We start from the raw sequence: 18,294 nt of genomic DNA, 5'->3' as shown, positions 1-18,294 counted from the left end.
TGAACACGTCCTGGGCATCGGCGCTGATGGCATCCGCCGTGGCCACATAGGTGTAGCTGCCATTGGCGTTCAGGGTCAGCGCACCGTAGCTGCCCGCCACCGTGTTGCCCACGCTGGCATTGGCCGCGGCACTGCCGCTGGCCCCGGCCACTACTCCCACCACAGCCCCGCCGCTGGCCCAGTTATCGGCCCCGGCCGTGTCGTTATCCAGCACGCCGTCTGCGGCAAGCACCGTCAGGGTGTCCCCTTCGGTGACACTGTTGCTGTCGTTGCGGGCATCCGGGCCATCATCAAGCACTTCAATATTAATATTGCCGGTGGCTTGTTCACCGTCGTCATCGGTAATACGTACCGGAATAACCTCAGACAGACGGTCGCCGTCAAATACAGCATTGGTGTCATTGTGCGTCTGAGGATCAGTAACGCTGTAGGACCAGTTATAATTTTCATCAAATACAATGGTGCCATATTCTGTTGGCACTGTGCCGCCATTGGTAATATCAATCCAGTTGCCATCAGCATCCTGCACTTCTACCAGTGCCAGGGCATCACCACCGGTATTTATAATCAAAGTACCGCTTGCCGATTCATTATCAGAACCAGCACGGCTGCCAGCATCCAAAGCACCTTCGTCTACCCAGGCAAAATTACCACCGGCAAGATCAGGAAATTCAGGAGGAAGATCAGACGGCGTTAACGGCGGATTATAGTTAATGTCAAGTTCAGGAATGCTGTTTTCATCAAGTAGCCGGGGCAGCTCGTCCAGCACAGTAGCAAATGCTTCAGGCGCAAAGGCAGTATCAAAACCAGCCTGAGCCAGCAGAGCGTCACCAGTTCGGCCCACTACCACAAACCCGGCATTACCACTGCCATCAGCCGTTGCCGGCCCGGCGGCCGGTGCGGGAGCGCCGGCAGCGGTAGCCTCAAACAGTTCGGTAGGATCAAGACCAGCCAAAATGGCTGCCTGAATGGCTTCCAGCTCTTCTGCCGGCTCCGGGGCGGGTGCTTCTGACTGCGCCTGATCAGTAGTGGTGTCTGCGGATACCTGCGAGTACACAATGCCGGAATTTTCGTCAGTTAACAGCACACTGCCTGCCGGTAATATTTGGCCGGGCGTGACCGGAGAAACCGTGCCGTCTCTGGCAATAACAAATGCCTGACCTGTTAAACTGGTAATTTGAATAGCGCTTTCAATGCGAGTGGTGTCCATGTTTTCAGCCCCTTTGTATCTTTATATTAAGATTAGGGCTGCTTCATGAAAGGATCCTGCGCAAAATTTCGCCGCATACAGGGCTATTCAGGGGGTGTTCTTTCTATAAAAACGAACGTTACATCCGTTCCGGCAACAGGCTGGAATAACACCAATGAGTTTCCTACAAAAGCCGGGCCGGCGGACTTATAAAGCCCTGATAGGCATCTATGTGCAGGCTTTTCAGGCGTGCCACCTGTTCCGCGGTTTCTACCCGGGTCGCAATCGTCAGCGCTCCCATGCCGTGTGCCGCGCGGCACACGGCGGCCAGAAAGGCGTCGTTATAATCAGGCTGCTGTGCCTGGCTGGTGTAACCATGATCCAGCTTTACATAGGCCGGCCTGAGTTTGCCCAGATGCACCAGCAAATCAAAATGGCGGCCAAAGTGGTCTATTCCCCATTTCACCTTTAACCCGGCAAGCGGCGTCATTAATCGCTCCCAGCCCATGGCAAGCGCACTTTCAGGCAGCTCCAGCAACAGCCGGTTTCGCACCGGCTCATAACGCGCCAGAATTTGCTCCAGCTTGCGCCAAAAACCGGGCTGATGGCAGCTCTGACGAGTTATATTCACAGCCAGTGTCAGTTCAGGATGCGTCTCAAGAGTACGCAACACACAGGTCACCATATGCAAATCCAGCCGCTCTGCCAGCTCAAACTGCTCAGCAACCGGCACAAAATGATCAGCACTGTAAACCACATCCTGATGGCGAATGCTTATAAACACTTCATCATGGCAAGGCTCTCCGGCAAGGGTCATCACCGCCTGAGCATTCAGTTCAAAACTATTGTTATCGAGCGCCTGTTCCACCAGGGTTTTCCACTGCAGTCGTCCCAGCCGCTCACGCTGATGGTATGACTCTATCATGACGCCGGTTTTTTCATTCCGGGCCCGGTTCAGTACATGATCGGCCCGGGTCAGTAAATGGCCAAGATCATCGCCGGGCTGCACCAGCACTGCCCCCACCAAAGACAGTTCGCGCGCATCACCCGAATCTTTTACCAGCTCGGCAATGTGCCGGTTAATGGAATCACCCAGTTGCTGCAGCAAAGCCGGGTCCGTCTCGCTCAGCAGCACGGCAAACTCAGTAGCGGAAATACGCGCCAGCACATGCTCTCCGGCGTCGCGGCACAGCTGGCGTAAGTGATTACTGATCACCCGCACCATCTGGTCCCGTGCTTCAAAGCCCTCTTCCTTATAAAGCAGGTTCAGCACATTGGCCGATATCAGCATCAGTGCGCCACCGCGGTTATCACTCAGCCAGCTTTGGCTTTGTGTGGTTAACCAGGCACGGTTTCCAACACCGGAAACATGGTCCAGAAACGTACGCTTGCGCAGCCGCTCGGCCTCTTCTGCCTGCTCTTCAAACTGCACCTCCAGCCTGGCAGACATATGATTAATGGCCTGCACTACCTGCCTGAGCTCACGGGTTAAAGGCAATTCAATGGGCTTGCCAAAATGTTGCTGCTCTATTTCTTTAGCCTGCTGTTCAATATCATACAGCGGTCTGAGCAAATGCCGCAGCGCCATCATTAACAGCACTCCCACCATCGCAAAACTAATGGCAAACCATGTCAGCAGGCGGCTCATGCCCTGCCACAGCTGAAAATAAGCATGCCCGGTATGGCCCTGCACATAAAGCTCACCCAACTGCATCCAGCCGGACGTCAGCACGGCGCTGTGCTCACCTCCTTCAAACAAATTCAAACCGGCAAACCAGGCCGGCACCTGCTGTGGCGGTGCCGTGTTTTCTCGGCTAATGGTCATATCGGATGCCAGCAAGCGCAGCTTAATGGTGCGGTAATAGCCACCATCAAACATGGCATTAATTACCGACTCGGCCCCCAGCTGATCTTCACTTTCAAGATAGGGAGTCAGCGCCAGCCCCAGCGATGTTGCGGTGTTAATCACCATAAACTCCTGTTGCTGAGCCAGATAATTACGGGTGGAGCTGAACTGCACTGCATAGGCCGACACAAACAGCAGCGTAAACAGCAGCAGCATGGTGATCAAAAGTTGCCGGTACAGCGTCATATTGGTCAGTTCCTTTTGACAAATTCGTCACTCCGGTCAAGACCAGAGCCCACTACATGATGAACGCCACCACGGGGAGACTTATTTGGCTGCCGAATGGATTCCATTAGTTCAGGTTCATCGCCGGACGACGCAACTGAGTGCGATCAAGCCGGTGGCGTACCTCATTCCACAACGACAAGCGAGACGAATCTCCGGCCAGCTCACCCCGGCCACGCTCTTTCATTAACCATAAGTGTTCACCGTTAAAACTATAAACCGGTGCCAGATCACCCCGCCTGGTGGCCGGCAAAATGTTCGGCTTTAAATTATCCAGAATCAACGGCACCGAAGCCGGAGTAGGATAATAGGCCACCACCATATGAAACTGGTTAAGCTCCAGCGCCTTGACATAAACCAGCCTGAGTTTTTCATCAGGCACGCCCAGCTCACGCAACGAAAAATACTTGGCCAGGCTAAAATCTTCACAGTCACCGCCACCGGCACCAATAAATTCCATGGGCGTGGCCCAGTAATCGTTTTGGGACCACAGCTTAATATCATCAACAAATGCCAGCCGGTTAAAAAAAGCGTTCACCCGTGAAATAGTCTCCTGCTCATTCCAGCCCGCATTTTGTCCCTCACGTATCAGACTGCGCCACTGCGCCAGCCGGCCTGCGGCCACGGGCCCATATACACTCTGCACCGCAGCGCGCATGTTGCTGTCTTGTTCATCCAATGACCAGGCTGGCACGCCAAGCAAAGCGCCCAGCAGCGCCAGCCCGCAAAGCCGGTGATAAATCGGCCTCATTGCTCAGATGACGGCTCCATGCTGTATACATTCCAGCGTAACTGATCCGCCTCGGTCATATTGGTTAATGCCCCCACTACCCGGCGGTTGGCAGCGGCCGACTGCTCATTCTCTCCCATTAATACCGGCTTACTTTCGCCATAGCCGATAATGTCGAGCCGGTTGCCGGCCACCCCCTGCTGCATTAAGGCATCGCGCACCGTTTCGGCCCGGCGTTTAGACAGTGCCAGGTTGTATTCCTCGGTACCCACCCGGCTGGCATGACCTTCCAGTAGCAGCTTCAGCCCGGGATTCTCGGTCATAAACGCCGCCATCTGATTAATCTCATTCTGATATTCAGGCGTAATGTTCGACCTGTCGTGGGCAAACAGCACAATAATGTCTTGCTGCAGCACCCGGTTTTCACTGCCACCACAGCCGTCGTTATCTGTTAACGCATTCATTACCGAGTCGAGACAGTTATCCCGGGCGGTAATCACGCCGTCTCTGTCCATATCGGTCAGATCATAGGCAGGGGTTGTCTCCTGCTCGGGCTCGGGCTCGGCAGTTAATGATGAACAGGCTGCCAGCGGCAGCACTAAAGCCAGCAAAATCCATGTTTTCATTGTTTTTCTCCTTATTGTTACTGCCACTGCTCGGGTTGCGTAAAGCGCAATGCATCAAGCAACTGACCCGACGCATTCATAATTCGGTATTCCGCAAGCAGCTGATCATACTCGGCATTAATATAAGAGCGCCGCGCCTCAAACAACTCGTTTTCGGTGTTAAGCACATCCAGCAAGGTACGATCTCCCAGTGAGAACTGCTTCTTGTAGGCATCTACCGTGTCGTAGCTTGACTCCACATGCTGGCGCAAAAAGTCTTTCTGCCGCCCCAAAGACTCATAAGCCGCCCAGGCCAGACGCATTCCTTCGTCTACCTGCCGGTGAGCATTCATATGAATGTCTTTGGCCTGCATCTCAAGAGCAGACGTAGAGCGGCTGCGGGCTACATCGGCACCACCGTTAAACAGGTTGTAGCGCATGCGCACCATGGCGGTGAAATCATTATTGTGGCCACGCACACCGTCTATGTCGTCGTTCCAGTTGCTGTCCAGCTCAATATTCACCTTGGGATAAAAGCCTGACTTGGCGTCTCTGTGCTGCTGATGAGCGGCCTCTATGTCATACACCGCCGACTTCAGCGTAGGATGCTGCTCCTTGGCCATGGCCAGAGCATCGTCCAGGGTGGCCGGCACAAAGTTGTCGTCAGGAGACGGCTGGCGTAAATCGCCGGGCATTTCATTCACCAGCGCCATAAACTGGCTCTGAGCATCACGCAGGTTGTTCTCGGCGGCGGTCATATTGGAATAAGCCCGCGCCACCCGGCCGTTAATCTGGTTAAGATCCGCCGTAGAGCCCACACCCGAGCTGGTGCGCCGCTGAATATCCGACAATATCTGCTCATGAGTGGCCAGGTTACGCTGCGACAGCTCCACCACTTCACTCTGGCGCAACACATTCAGGTACACTTCCGCTACCCGCAGCGCAATATTCTCTGCATCTGAGAGCAGAGCATAACGCTGAGCGTCGGCTTCAGCCTGAGTGCGGTGTACGTTGCTGGACGTTTTAAAGCCGTCAAACAACATTTGCCGGAGCGATAACCCGGCCTCTTTACGGGTTAAGGTTTTGTCGGCCCTGGGATCGCCATCGCGCACACCCGGGCTGTCGGTATATTCATATCCGATGCCGGCACTGGCATCGAGCTTGGGTAAATAGCCGGCAAACGCTTCGTCATTGTCATATTGCCGGGACTGATAAAGATGAAAAGCTTCTTTCACCTTGGGGTGGGTCATTAGCGTTTGGGTTACCGCTTCTTCCAGTGTTTGCCCATAGGCAGGCAGCACCACCATGGCTCCCACCAGCACTGCAATTGCCGATTTTTTCATTGCTGATACTCCCTTTCTTGCTATCGCTCACGCAAAGCACCCTGCTTTGCTCGTAAAATGGGTTTGAGCAAATAGTCCAGTACCGTTTTTTTACCGGTAATAATGTCTACCCCCGCCTGCATTCCCGGAATAATCCGAAGCGGTGCCTGCTCGCTGCCCAGATAACTCTCTCGTGTTCGAATGGTAGCCAGGAAAAAGGTATTGCCGTCTTTGTCCTGAATGGAGTCGGCACTGATTTTTTCCACCTCACCCACCAGGCCACCGTAAATGGTAAAGTCGTAGGCCGTAAACTTAACCATGGCCTCAAGCCCCGGCCGCAAAAAGCCAATGTCTCTGGGTTCAATGCGAGCCTCTACCAGCAGGGTATCTTCCAGCGGCACTATCTCCACCAGACTCACGCCGGGCTGCACCACCCCGCCCACGGTATTCACACTCAGGGTTTTTACCGTGCCTTTTACCGGAGACAGCACAGAGGTACGGGTAACCCTGTCTTGCAGGCCCACTTCCCCCTCCCTTAACTGCGCCAGCCGGCTGCGCCGCTCACTCAGCTCCTGCTGAGACTCAGAACGAAAACTCAAAGCCACTTCCTTTCGCTTAAAAATGGTTTCGCGCAGCGTGGCTTCAAGCTTTGGCAGTAATAACCGGGCAGAGCTCAATTCACCCTGCAGCTCATTAAGCTGTCGCTCCAGCCGCAGAATTTCCACTTGCGGAACTATGCCTTCCCGCGCCAGCGGCCGGCTCATGTTGACTTCGCGGGCCGCCAGCCCCACACCACGGCGCAGGGTGTTGACACGAGAATTGGTTTCCACTATTTCCTGCTCACGCTGGCTTATCTGGTTACCGATAATGGACAACTGGTTACGCACATAATCGAGCCGCTCGTTATACAGTGAGCGCTGAATGGCTGGCTGCTCGGCATATTGCGCCACAAATTCATCCGCAAAATTCAGCGGTGCCGGGTTCACCTGCACCTGCTCACGCCAGCCCAAATCAGGGTTTTCCTGCACCACCACCGAGTTCACCTGGGCCTGCAGCCGCAGCACATCCCCCTGGAGGGCGGCAATTTCCTGCTCCCGCTCGCGCAAGTCCGACTTGAAGCGGGTGTCATCAATCAACAACAGTGGCTGCCCTTTTTCTACCTGCTGGCCCTCGCGCACATACAGCTCGCGCACTATGCCCCCTTCCAGGTTAGACACCACCTGCAGCTGGCTGGACGGAATGACAGTACCGTTACCCGAGGTCACTTCTTCCAGCCAGGCAAATCGGGCCCATACCAGTGCCGCCAGCACAAACGCCAGCATGCACCACAGCAGTGCTCGGGCACCTTTGGGCGTGTTCAGCAAAATGGCAGCGGCGGTATCGCTGGTATATTCCAGCTGCTCGGGGCTTGGATGCTTAGCCATGGCTTGCCTCCGGCACAGTGGCGGTGCTGGCCTGCAGCTGCGCCAGCACCTGAGCCTTGGGGCCGTTGGCCACTACCCGGCCCTGCTCCAGTACAATCAGGCGGTCTGCCACATCCAGCATGGAGGTTCGGTGAGTTACCAGCAGCAGGGTCTGATGCCGGCTCAGCTGCTTGAGCTGCTCGCGCACATGCAGCTCGGAGCGGTTATCCATATTGGAGGTAGGCTCATCCATCATCATAATGGCGGGGTTATTCAGCCATGCACGGGCAATGGCCACCGCCTGGCGCTGGCCGCCGGAAAGCAACCGGCCGCCTTCACCCACCTGGCGGTCCAGACCATCGGAGTCTTGATGAGAAAACAAGGTCACGCCCGCACGCTCGGCAGCTTTCAGCACTGCCTGTTCATCGGCAAGCGGATTGGCAATCACAATATTGTCGCGCAGGGTGCCATAAAACAAAGTGACATCTTGCGGCACCACGCCCAGGTTGCTTCTTAAGGTGGCAGGCTGCAGCTGTTCAATATTAATCCCGTCGATGCGAATGGTGCCCTCGGTAGGCCGGTAAAGGCCTGCTACCAGCCGCTCCAGAGTGGTTTTTCCCGAGCCAATTCGACCGATAATGGCCACCTTTTCACCCGCACGAATATGCAAATTGACATTATTAAGCACTTTCAGCTGTGAGCCCGGATAACAGAAACTCACACCGTCAAACACAATGTCGCCGGTGACTTTAGGATGATGTACAAAACGCCGGCCCTCTTCCTGCTCATCGGGCGCGGCCATAACGGTTTCCAGAATATCCATGGCCGAGCGGGCATGGTTATAACGGGTAGACAGCACCGACAGCTGCACCATGGGCGCAATAGCACGGCTGCCCAGCATAACGGCGGCAATCAGGCCGCCCATGGAGAGTTCACCGGCGGCAATCAAATACACCCCCAGCACGATCAGACTGATGGTGGTCACCTGCTGGGTGACATTCGCCAGCACAGACACGCCATTAGTCAGCCGGCGGGTTTTCATGCCCCAGCTGGCCATGTGACTGACCGCCTGCTCCCAGCGGTGCTGAAACGCCCCCTGAGCGCCAAACAGCTTAATGGTTTCAAGGCCGGCAATGCCTTCCACCAGGTTGGCGTTTTTCTGCGAGGCCAGCCGCGAACCTTCCTCAATGCTGTGGCGCAGAGGCCGCTGCACCAGCAGACTGACCACCAATAACAACACCATGGCCCCCAGCGGCACCCACACCATGTGCCCGGCAAACACCCAGATAATGAACAAAAACAACAGCGCAAAGGGAATATCCACCAGCGCCGCCACCGTGGCCGAGGTTAAAAACTCCCGAATGGCTTCAAATTCCTGCAAATGCCGGGCAAAGGCCCCGGTAGAAGGCGGCCTCGCCTCCATGCGCATGCCCATTACCTTGGCAAAAATCCGGGCCGACAGCAGCACATCGGCCTTTTTGCCAGCCACATCAATAAAGTGGCTGCGCAGCAGGCGCATAATAAAATCAAACACAAACACCACGGCCGCACCAGTAGCCAGCACCCACAAAGAATCAAACGCCAGGTTGGGCACAATTTTGTCGTAAACATTCATGGTGAATAACGGCGTCACCAGTGCAAACAGGTTGATGAGCAAAGAGCCCACCAGCACATCACGATAAATGGACGAAGAACGGCGCAATGTGCTCCAGAACCAATGACCATGATCATGATCCAGATTTTGCGGTGAACGTTCATCAAACCGGAATCTGGGCTTCAGTAAAATCAGCCGGCCGCTGTAGTGTTCAGCCAGTTTTTCTGGTGCCAGCCACTGCTCTCCCTCACCGGTATGAGGCAGCATCACCCGGCAGCCCCGTTCGGCGTCGCGTTCCAGCAGCACACAGGCATCACCCTGCTGCAGCAACAAAATGCAGGGCAGCAGCAAATCGGAAATATCATCCACTGAAGAGGTATCAAAACGGCAGGAAAAGCCGGCGCGCTCTGCTGCCCGCAAAAGCAGCACAGGGGTAAGTCGGCCATTAACCAAAGGTAAACCGCTGCTCAGCGCTTCCCCCTGACAGGGCTGGCCATAATAACGGGTAAGGAACACCAGGCTCTGCAACAGCGAACACCCGGCCGAGTTTGCATCCTGCATACCCATAACCGCTCCATGTGTTAACGTCTGATGCTAAGTCTAGTGAAATAATGAACAACCGGTGAAAAATTAAACATTCAGATTCAAGAAAATACTTCCAGCGCCGATAGTGCTATTCAATCTGGCGCAGTGCGAAGCATGTAAACAGTGAGTCTTGTTGCATCAGACATCGGAAACGAGTTTAATCTGCGGCTGATTTTTTGCGCAGCTGCAAAGACAAGGAACGCTGTATGCTACGAACAATAAAAATAGCTCCCCGCTCTGCCATCGCCTTTGGCACCCTCGGTCTCATCACCCTGATAGTAGGGTTAATGGCCATTTTTCAGCTCAAGAACATCGACAACCTGGTTTCCGGGCTCACCTACAAACGTATTCCTGCCGCCAACAACGTCGGCAAGCTGCGCCAGGATTTTTTGCTGATCCGGCTGTACACTGTCAATGCTATCTACCCGCAAAGTGACCAAAGCCGCCGCCAGGCACTGACCCGCCTTGAACAGCTGGGTAGCGAATTTAATAATGAACTGCAAATCATGCAGAGTTTCTTAACCACAGACGAAGGCAAAGCGCTGCAAACCCGGCTGGAAAATGCCAAAGCAGCGTATGATCAACGCCACCGTCAGCTTATTGCCATGATTGAACGCAACCAGCTGGCCCAGGCCGATCAGTTTCGTCATCAGGGTTTTAACGAGCTGGGCATTGCGGTAAGCACCGCGCTCAGCGACATTGCCGACTACCATCAGCGCCGCGCTGCCGAGTCTTCCGAAGAAGCCAACAGCACCATAGAGTTCTCTGTTACTGCCATGATCATTGCCATGATGGTCGCACTGGCACTGGTAATCACACTGGCACTGTTGTTCAGCCGCAGCCTGCTGCTGCCCATTCGCAAGGCAGTGGAAGTAAGCGAAACCATTGCCTCGGGTAACCTGACCACTCAGTTCAGCGACAATGCCAAAGACGAAGCCGGTGATATGATTCGCGCCCTGGCCGCCATGCAGCAGCAGCTGAAAGACACCATTCTCGACATTAACGACTCGTCCACTCAGCTGGCTTCTACTGCCGAGCAGCTGAGCGTAGTCACTGACCAGTCTACCCGCACCCTGCAACAGCAAAGTGACGAGCTGGAGCAGGCCGCCACCGCCGTGAACGAGATGACCTCAGCGGTAGAAGAAGTGGCCCGCAATGCTGCCGCCACCTCGCAAAACTCCGATACTGCCGACGAAAAGGCGCGCATTGGTCAAACCAAGGTGATGCATACCATTAACACCGTCAACGAGCTGGAGCAGGAAATTGTGCATACCCGCCAGGGTGTTGAAAACCTGGCCAACCGGGTGCGGGAAATAGGCTCAGTGCTGGATGTGATCCGTGGCATTGCCGAGCAAACCAACCTGCTGGCCCTGAATGCCGCCATTGAAGCCGCACGCGCCGGTGAATCAGGCCGTGGCTTTGCGGTGGTAGCCGACGAAGTGCGGGCACTGGCACACCGCACTCAGGAGTCGACCAAGGAAATTGAAAGCATGATGCATGCTATTCAGAACGAAACCAACGACACCGTCAACGCCATTCACATCAGCACAGAGCGCAGCGTGCAAACCCGTCAGGTAGCCCAGGAAGCCGGTGAAGCACTCACGCTCATCACCGACGCCATTATGCAAATAAGCGAACAAAACCAGACGATTGCCAGTGCCGCCGAAGAGCAGGCCTCGGTCTCGCGGGAAGTAGACCGCAACCTGGTAAACATTCGCGATTTGTCAGTGCAAACCTCCGCCGGTGCCCACCAGACCAATGTGTCCAGCACCGACCTGGCCCGCCTGGCAGAGCACCTGCACCAGCTGGTAACCAGATTCAGAGTTTAGATTTATGGGCCGGGAACAACCACCTCTGTTCCCGGCAGCAACTCCCCCAGCCTTGCCTGCAACACCGCTTTCGCTTCCGCTTCGCCGTGGATCAACCTGATCTGCCGTGGCGGCGGATGAATGCCGGTGGCAAAGGCAATTAAATCATCCTGGCCGGCATGAGCCGAATAACCACTTATCTGATGCACCTGAGCGCAAATATCAAACCGCTCGCCATCCAGCTCCACCCAGCCACCATCGGGGCCATATTCCAGAATATCCCGCCCCGGTGTGCCTTCTGCCTGATAACCCACAAACAACACATCGTTGCGGGCATCATTGAGCAGCGCCTTTAAATAATTCACTACCCGCCCGCCTGAGCACATGCCCGAGCCCGCCAGCACCACACAGGGCTTGTGCGAACGTGCCAGATAACCCACTGCATTTAAATGATCGCCATGGGAGTTAATCACGGTTAACTGCTCAAACGACAACGGATGCCGGCCCTCACTCAGGCGCGCTTGTGCTTCCTCATTCCAGAATGGCTTGAGCTTGCGATAAAGCTGAGTAAAGTTGGCCGCCAGGGGGGAGTCCACCACCACTTCCAGTTCGCTCCAGGGCAAGCCCGGTGCCGCCTGCTCGGTGCCAAACTCGGCAATCAGGCTTTCCAGCTCATACAGCAAATCTTGCGTGCGCCCCAGGCTGAACGCCGGAATAAGCAAGGTGCCGCCGTCTTCCAGCGCATGCTCTACCGCTGCTTTTAACCGCAGACGGCGGTGTTCACGGCTTTCATGGTTTTTATCGCCATAAGTGCTTTCCAGCACCAGCACGTCGCACCGCTCGGGCGGCACCGGAGCCACCAGCAGCGGCGAATGGGGCGCACCCAAATCACCACTGAACACCACCCGCTCGCCGGCGGCCTCACATTCCACATAGGCCGAGCCCAGAATATGCCCCGCCCGCTGCAGCCGAATGCGCACATCACAGCCTTTAATTTGCTGCCACTGGCCATAAGGCAACGGCCGCAAGCGCTGCTCCAGCACCTTAAGCACCCGATCAATCAGCTTTTTATTACGGGTAAAACCAATTTTCAGCGCGTCTTCCAGCATGGCCGGCAACAACAACGCCGACGGCTGCGAGCAATAAATGGGCCCTTCAAAGCCCGCCCCCAGCAAATAAGGCAAACGACCAACGTGGTCTATATGCACATGAGTCACCACCAGCGCCTTGATATGATCAATAGCAAAATCAATGGCCAGCTCATCTCGCGCATCCAGTCCCTGAAACAGCCCGCAATCAATTAAAATGCCCGCATCATTCACGCGCAACTCATGGCAAGAGCCGGTAACGCCGCTCACCGCCCCGTGATGAATAATATCCATTTTACCATCTCTCCCATACAGGCCGGACTTTATGTCCGGCAGCGGCATCGCATGCAACCACTGAGGGAATAGGAAGCAGGGAATGGGGAATCCTCACCGCCCGGCCCTACACACTAAGCACGGCCACCAGCACACAACCCAGCACCAGACGATAAATAACAAATGGCAGCACACCAATGCGGTTAAGCAACGCCAGAAACAGCTTGATGCACGCCAGCGCACTCACAAATGACACCATAGTACCAATGCCAATGGCCGACCAGGGCATAACAGACGCCGAGCCCAGCAAACCACCGGCCTGATGGCTGCCCGCCAGAAAAATAATGGGAATGGACATTAAAAACGAATAGCGCGCTGCTGCCTCACGGGTAAAGCCCAGCATTAACCCGGCGGTCATGGTAATGCCACTGCGCGATGTGCCCGGCACCAATGCCAGCGCCTGAGCACACCCCAGAAACAAAGCACCGCGCCAGCCGGCTTCATATTCTGTTCTATGCTGTTTGGCCACTTTATCGGCCCACCACAGCAAAAGACCAAACACCACAGTGGTCGCGGCAATTACCCAGCCGCTGCGCAAATAAAGCGCTATGGCATCACCAAACAACAGCCCCACCACACAGGCCGGAATGGTAGCCAGCACAATGCCCCAGGCCAGCTGCGACTCAGCCGTGCGCTGGCCACCGCGCAACGACCCAAACCAGGCGCGTGCCATGGCGTTTACCTCAACCCGAAAGTAATACACCACCGCCAGCAAGCTGCCCAGGTGCACCGCCACATCAAACGCCATGCCCTGATCCTGCCAGTCCAGCAACACAGACGGCAGTATCAGATGCGCCGAGCTGGAAACAGGCAAAAACTCAGTAAAACCCTGGATCAGAGCCAAAAAAATCGCGTGAATCTCCACAGTTACTCTTCCCGTAAGGTAACGATCACAAGACCATGAAATTACCACCAAATAATGACAACTTGAGTGCATCAGAAGAGAAAATGTTAACTGACACAACATCCGTTAAACAGGCTCCTGATTAGGTTATGGGTATTCAGCAGCACTTTGCTGCTTTGCGCGAGCCGCCGGCTCAGGCAGAATAGATCTAACTCATTCTGATATTAAGGATTTGTCATGCGTGTTATTGCTTTGGCTGTGGTTGCTTTGGCGTTGTCTGGCTGTGCCAATATGGCGGTAGACAGCAATGTGTCGCCTTCCGGCATTAAGGATTATTACAAGGGTAATAACGTTAAGCTGTATGGCCGTGATGAGCTGAAAGATGTGAACTATGTGACTCTGGGCACGGTGGAAGGTGAGGCCTGCCAGATTGAGGCTAACGAGCCGCCCCCCAAAGATGCTGACGCCCGCGCCCACCTGCGCCGCCGCGCCGCCGATATGGGGGCCAATGGCGTACTGCTGGACAGCTGCATTCGCTTTGACGATATGCCCGGCTGCATTGAGCAGGTGCTGTGCAGCGGCCAGGCGCTTAAAGTGAGCGAGCTGTAAGCTGTCAGCTGTAAGTGGTGTTGGCTGGAGATGCTGTGGTGTGTTTGTTGGCCTGGCACTGTTTGTGGCATGGATTCCGGCCTTCGCCGGAATGACTGCGTTTTTGCACGTGTTTTGTAGCTGCCGCTTTAGCCGGCAGGGCCTGCAAAGCAGGCCTGAGTTACCGTCACCGACGGTATGCGCCAACTAAAGTGGCGCCTACAATCTCTACCACTTACAGCTGATAGCTTAAAGCTTACAGCTGTCTTTTTGAGGATTTATGACCACCATTAACCTCGACCCCATCGGCGTGATTCGCTCGCCATATAAAGAGAAGTTTGCGGTGCCGCGCCAGCCGGGGCTGGTAAGCCGTGCTCGCGCTCAGCTTGAGATGCTGCCGCCCTATAATGACCCCAGTGCATTCAGAGGCCTGGGCGAGTTCAGCCATTTGTGGCTGGTGTTTGTGTTTCATCAGACCATGGAGCAAGGCTGGAAGCCCACGGTGCGCCCTCCCCGCCTTGGCGGTAATGAACGGGTGGGCGTGTTTTCTACCCGCTCTACCTTTCGGCCCAATCCGCTGGGGCTGTCGGTGGTGGAGCTGCGCGACATGTGCAAAAGCGGTAACAAAGTGTGGCTGGAGCTGGGCGGGGTAGATCTGGTAGACGGCACGCCCGTGGTAGATATTAAGCCCTATTTACCCTGGGCCGATGCCGTGCCCGGTGCGCACGGCGGCTTTGCACCGGCTCCGCCGGATTTGGGTATGGAGGTGATTTTTTCACCGGACGCTGAGTTGGCATGTGCCCGCTCAGCTGTGCCCGAGTTGCAAGAATTTATTACCGAAGTATTAGTGCAGGATCCCCGCCCGGCCTATAAAAAAGCCGAGCAGAGCTGGCGGCAATATGGCGTGCGTTTATACGATTACAACGTACGTTATGAAGTGCTGGGCCAGCTTACCCGGGTGTTGGCCATCGAGCCTGTGTAAGCCCTACAATATTCCTTTTTCCATCCAGCCTTTAAGCCATGCCAATGCGGGCACTTCCGGCTCCAGAGTATCTGAGGCGTCTACTTTAAGGTGCTCGGTAACTTCCTGTGCCTGCAGTTCTTGCAGTTGCTCGTTCAGCCGTTCGCCGGCACCGCAAAAGTGCTCATAGCTGCTGTCGCCCAGCGCCACCAGGGCATAACGCACATTCGGGATAGGCGGACAGGTGTCGCGCAGCTCCTGATAAAAGGGCACCAGATCCGGGGGCAGATCACCTTGCCCGGTGGTAGAGGTAACAAACAGCCAGAAGTGAGACTGGTCGAGTTCGGCCAGCGCTGGCTCTTCGTGCAGCGTTACCGTGTGGCCGGCTTTTATCAGCTCTTCTTCCAGGGTTTCTGCCACCAACACCGCCGAGCCGTAAACCGTTCCGATAATAATATCCACTGTTGCCATGAGCGCACTCCTTGTTGTTAGTTATCAGTGCACTATGCCACGGCCATGGGTTTATTTGTAGGCCCCAATTCATTGGGCAAATGGCACAACATGCGGCACGGTTCGCCCGAAAAATTCGGGCCTACAGGCTCCAGCCAAACTCGGTGGCCAGGCGCTGCCAGTGCTGGTCGGGGGCGGCGGTAATGTGTAATGGTTTGCCGGTTACCGGGTGGCTAAGGCGTAAACCGGCGGCGTGCAGCATGAGCCGGTCGCACTGATATTGCTCCCGAAAAAAGCGGTTGTGGCGGCCGTCGCCATGACTGGTGTCACCGACGATGGGGTGGCGCAAATGGGCCATGTGCCGACGCAGCTGATGTTTGCGGCCGGTTTCGGGGCTGAGCTGCATCAGGCTGTAGCGACTGGTGGGGTGTTTTTTGGATACGGCAAAGGGCAGCTCCACTTTGGCCAGGCCCTGCCAGTGGGTAATGGCGTCTTGTGGCGGCTTGTCGGCATCGGCAAATTTGTCGGCGATGTCGTCCAGCTCCCGGGTAAGGGCATAGTCGAGCCGGCCTTCGCCTTCCAGGTAGCCGCGCACCACTGCCAGATAGGTTTTGCTGATTGCCCGGCTGCCAAAGGCCTCGGTAAGCGTGCGCGCCACTTCGGCGTTTTTGGCAAACAGCAGCACGCCAGAAGTAGGCCTGTCCAGCCGGTGCACCGGAAACACATGGCAGCCCACGGCATCACGGGTAAGCTGCATGGCAAAGCGGGTTTCATGGCGATCCAGCCAGCTGCGGTGCACCAGCAGGCCCGGCTCTTTGTTTACCGCCACCAGCCAGTCGTCTTCATAAATCAGCTCAATGCTCATGCCTCGCGCTCCACCGGCAAGCCGGTTAAGGCTTCGTCGAGCTGAGCAATCACCTCCAGCAGCCGGGCCGGGTTTTCATCTACTCCCTTAAAACATTCGGTGGCCATGGGATACACCGCAATGCGGTTGGGCAACGGCTGGCCGGCTTGCAGCATCTGATGCAACCTGGGCAGCAGCACAAATTGCAGCCATTGGGGCAGGCTTAAGGTATCCAGGCAAAAGGGCTGGGTGCTTTGCAGTGCCGAGACCGCAGGCGGCTCACACTGCCACCATTCAAGGGCTTTCAGCTCGTCTTCTATGCTGAGCAACAACTGATGAACCGCAGCCGACATGGGGTAACTCCTTCTTTAAAACAGCCCGCTATTATACCATCCTGTGCTGCCACTCCCTATAATTCGCCGCTGCAGACAGGAGAATTCAGATGCAAATAGACACTCTCAGCGATTTTTTAACCCAGGCCGGCACCGAATTCAGATTGTTTGACCTGGGACGCCGCCTGCAGCCGTTGGCGCACAGTGACTTTGCCGCCATTGAGGCCGGCCAGCGCCCTTATCCCTGGCCGCTGCAGCGCCATGCCTGGCTGGCGGTGTGCTATTGGCAGCAGCAGGGCGGCCAGCCTTATGTGTGGTTTTTAAAAATTCCGCTGGATGAACGTGGCCTGTTTAACAATGCCGCAGTGAAGCATTTTCTGGCCGCACTGGTGGAGCAGCTGGGCGGCGACATTCATGCGCCGCTGACCGAGGAGCAGCAGCAAAACCTGGCTGACACGCCGTTTACCTTTCAGCCGCCACAAGACAAACTGGCGGCGTTTCATGCCCGTCTGAGCTTGGCTCTGGAGCATGCGCCGTCGGCGTTTTATCAGGGTGCGGTAGATTATTTGAATGCGCCCGCCAGGCACAACTGGCAACAGCTTGGCCTGCAGGGCCTGGCCGATGTGGCAGCGCGGCTGCATAAGGACGATGCGCTGGCCCGGCGGGTGCAACAGCAGCTGTGGCAATTGCCGGCTCCGGTGCAGCAGGCGCTGCTGACCCAGTGCGAGCATCATCCGCTGCCGGCGGCGCTGGCCAATAACATTATTACCGCCATCAGTGCCGAGCAGGAGCGTGGCGAGCCCGATGAAGAGCGCATTGCACTGCTGCTGCGGGCCACCGCCGGCTGTGCGCCGTTCAGGGCGCGCAGTGCCAAGCTGTCCAGCCTGATGTCGCTAAATCCTGGCCAGCCGGTGTTGCTTGCGCTGGCCGCCCGCCTGTGGCAGGAGCTGACCGACGAAACACTGCTCTTGCAGTATTTGACTTTGCTGGCAGAGCACCATGGCGATTTATTTAACGGTCTGTTTGCCGAGCTGGTGTCGGTGCCCGCCCTGCGCCCGCTGATCCTGGCCAATTTGCATAATCCGGAGTTGCCTGCTCCACTAAAACAGGCGTTTGGCAATTTGTTTGCAGCCAGCCGTGGTTGAGCTGCTTGGCCTGCTGGCACTGTTTGTGCTGGGTGCCGTGGTGTGGCAAATGCGCCGCCAGAGCGAGTTTGCCAACCGCTGGCTGGTGCATTACTGCAAGCGCCAGCAGTTTCAGCTGCTGAGCGTGTATCGCTATCGGTTTTGTATGCGCAAGGGCCGGTTGCTGGCTCATTTTCGTTTTGAATTCAGCCACGATGGTGTGCAGCATAATGAAGGTGATGTGTGGCTTGCCGGCGTGCAGGTGGTTGACGTCTCGGTGCCGGTGCTAAGAGAAGACTCCTTTGGAGAGCTGTAAGCTGTCAGCTTTCAGCGGTGTTGATTGGAGACTCAGTCTGGTGCCTG

The 18,294-nt window shown here is 55.9% G+C and carries 17 protein-coding genes; 5 read left to right on the top strand and 12 right to left on the bottom strand.

Annotation, left to right across the window (positions count from 1 at the left end):
- The 7 genes from R0I78_RS01510 to R0I78_RS01480 form a co-directional block, all read right to left on the bottom strand.
- The coding region (locus R0I78_RS01510; RefSeq protein WP_317074046.1) for a retention module-containing protein at positions 1 to 1,210 on the bottom strand (1,210 nt) is incomplete at its 3' end.
- A 163-nt stretch (positions 1,211 to 1,373) separates the two neighbouring features.
- The gene (locus R0I78_RS01505; protein ID WP_317074045.1) at positions 1,374 to 3,281 is read right to left on the bottom strand and encodes an EAL domain-containing protein; all 1,908 of its coding nucleotides are present in this window, start codon (positions 3,279 to 3,281) and stop codon (positions 1,374 to 1,376) included.
- Between the two features lie 106 nt (positions 3,282 to 3,387).
- Positions 3,388 to 4,071, bottom strand: a complete 684-nt coding sequence (locus R0I78_RS01500; protein ID WP_317074044.1) for a transglutaminase-like cysteine peptidase — start codon at positions 4,069 to 4,071, stop codon at positions 3,388 to 3,390.
- Positions 4,068 to 4,676, bottom strand: a complete 609-nt coding sequence (locus tag R0I78_RS01495) for an OmpA family protein (RefSeq protein WP_317074043.1) — start codon at positions 4,674 to 4,676, stop codon at positions 4,068 to 4,070. The genes R0I78_RS01500 and R0I78_RS01495 overlap by 4 nt, the downstream gene beginning before the upstream one ends.
- 17 nt (positions 4,677 to 4,693) lie before the next feature.
- Entirely contained in the window at positions 4,694 to 5,998 is a 1,305-nt protein-coding gene (locus R0I78_RS01490) for a TolC family outer membrane protein (protein ID WP_019933625.1), read from the bottom strand.
- A gap of 20 nt (positions 5,999 to 6,018) precedes the next feature.
- Positions 6,019 to 7,401, bottom strand: a complete 1,383-nt coding sequence (locus R0I78_RS01485) for an HlyD family type I secretion periplasmic adaptor subunit (protein ID WP_317074042.1) — start codon at positions 7,399 to 7,401, stop codon at positions 6,019 to 6,021.
- Complete coding sequence (locus tag R0I78_RS01480; RefSeq protein ID WP_317074050.1) at positions 7,394 to 9,535, bottom strand: type I secretion system permease/ATPase; 2,142 nt, start codon at positions 9,533 to 9,535, stop codon at positions 7,394 to 7,396. The genes R0I78_RS01485 and R0I78_RS01480 overlap by 8 nt, the downstream gene beginning before the upstream one ends.
- Before the next feature lie 230 nt (positions 9,536 to 9,765).
- Between R0I78_RS01480 and R0I78_RS01475 the strand changes: the two genes are divergently transcribed.
- The gene (locus R0I78_RS01475) at positions 9,766 to 11,388 is read left to right on the top strand and encodes a methyl-accepting chemotaxis protein (RefSeq protein WP_317074041.1); all 1,623 of its coding nucleotides are present in this window, start codon (positions 9,766 to 9,768) and stop codon (positions 11,386 to 11,388) included.
- 2 nt (positions 11,389 to 11,390) lie between these two features.
- On the opposite strand, the gene R0I78_RS01470 is transcribed toward R0I78_RS01475, so the two are convergent.
- Together R0I78_RS01470 and R0I78_RS01465 are read right to left on the bottom strand one after the other, a co-directional pair.
- Positions 11,391 to 12,749, bottom strand: coding sequence for an MBL fold metallo-hydrolase (locus tag R0I78_RS01470; protein WP_317074040.1), 1,359 nt, complete (start codon positions 12,747 to 12,749; stop codon positions 11,391 to 11,393).
- A gap of 106 nt (positions 12,750 to 12,855) precedes the next feature.
- Entirely contained in the window at positions 12,856 to 13,653 is a 798-nt protein-coding gene (locus tag R0I78_RS01465; RefSeq protein ID WP_019933620.1) for an undecaprenyl-diphosphate phosphatase, read from the bottom strand.
- Positions 13,654 to 13,869: 216 nt separating this feature from the next.
- Here R0I78_RS01465 and rcsF point away from each other — a divergent pair, with 216 nt between their 5' ends.
- A complete protein-coding gene (gene rcsF, locus R0I78_RS01460; protein WP_019933619.1) occupies positions 13,870 to 14,241 on the top strand; it encodes an Rcs stress response system protein RcsF in 372 nt (123 codons plus the stop codon).
- A 259-nt stretch (positions 14,242 to 14,500) separates the two neighbouring features.
- Positions 14,501 to 15,202 carry a tRNA (N6-threonylcarbamoyladenosine(37)-N6)-methyltransferase TrmO gene (tsaA, locus tag R0I78_RS01455; protein ID WP_317074039.1) on the top strand — a complete coding sequence of 234 codons (702 nt, stop codon included), beginning with the start codon at positions 14,501 to 14,503 and terminating at the stop codon, positions 15,200 to 15,202.
- A gap of 3 nt (positions 15,203 to 15,205) precedes the next feature.
- On the opposite strand, the gene R0I78_RS01450 is transcribed toward tsaA, so the two are convergent.
- From R0I78_RS01450 to R0I78_RS01440, 3 genes are all read right to left on the bottom strand, one after another.
- Positions 15,206 to 15,652, bottom strand: coding sequence for a flavodoxin (locus tag R0I78_RS01450; protein ID WP_317074038.1), 447 nt, complete (start codon positions 15,650 to 15,652; stop codon positions 15,206 to 15,208).
- 121 nt (positions 15,653 to 15,773) lie between these two features.
- Entirely contained in the window at positions 15,774 to 16,496 is a 723-nt protein-coding gene (gene truC / locus R0I78_RS01445) for a tRNA pseudouridine(65) synthase TruC (protein ID WP_317074037.1), read from the bottom strand.
- Positions 16,493 to 16,828 (bottom strand): YqcC family protein, encoded by a 336-nt coding sequence (locus R0I78_RS01440; protein ID WP_019933615.1) that lies wholly within the window; start codon positions 16,826 to 16,828, stop codon positions 16,493 to 16,495. Before R0I78_RS01440 ends, truC begins: the two co-directional genes overlap by 4 nt.
- 89 nt (positions 16,829 to 16,917) lie before the next feature.
- Here R0I78_RS01440 and R0I78_RS01435 point away from each other — a divergent pair, with 89 nt between their 5' ends.
- Positions 16,918 to 17,952 carry a DUF3549 family protein gene (locus tag R0I78_RS01435; RefSeq protein WP_019933614.1) on the top strand — a complete coding sequence of 345 codons (1,035 nt, stop codon included), beginning with the start codon at positions 16,918 to 16,920 and terminating at the stop codon, positions 17,950 to 17,952.
- Entirely contained in the window at positions 17,945 to 18,247 is a 303-nt protein-coding gene (locus R0I78_RS01430; RefSeq protein ID WP_317074036.1) for a DUF3301 domain-containing protein, read from the top strand. The genes R0I78_RS01435 and R0I78_RS01430 overlap by 8 nt, the downstream gene beginning before the upstream one ends.
- The last annotated feature ends 47 nt before the right edge of the window (positions 18,248 to 18,294 follow it).

The organism is Oceanimonas sp. CAM02, from assembly GCF_032842915.1.
In the GTDB taxonomy this organism is placed as follows: Bacteria; Pseudomonadota; Gammaproteobacteria; order Enterobacterales; family Aeromonadaceae; genus Oceanimonas; species Oceanimonas smirnovii.
The sequence above is the reverse complement of the archived record's forward strand: the minus strand, read 5'-3'. Positions and strand labels throughout refer to the sequence as shown.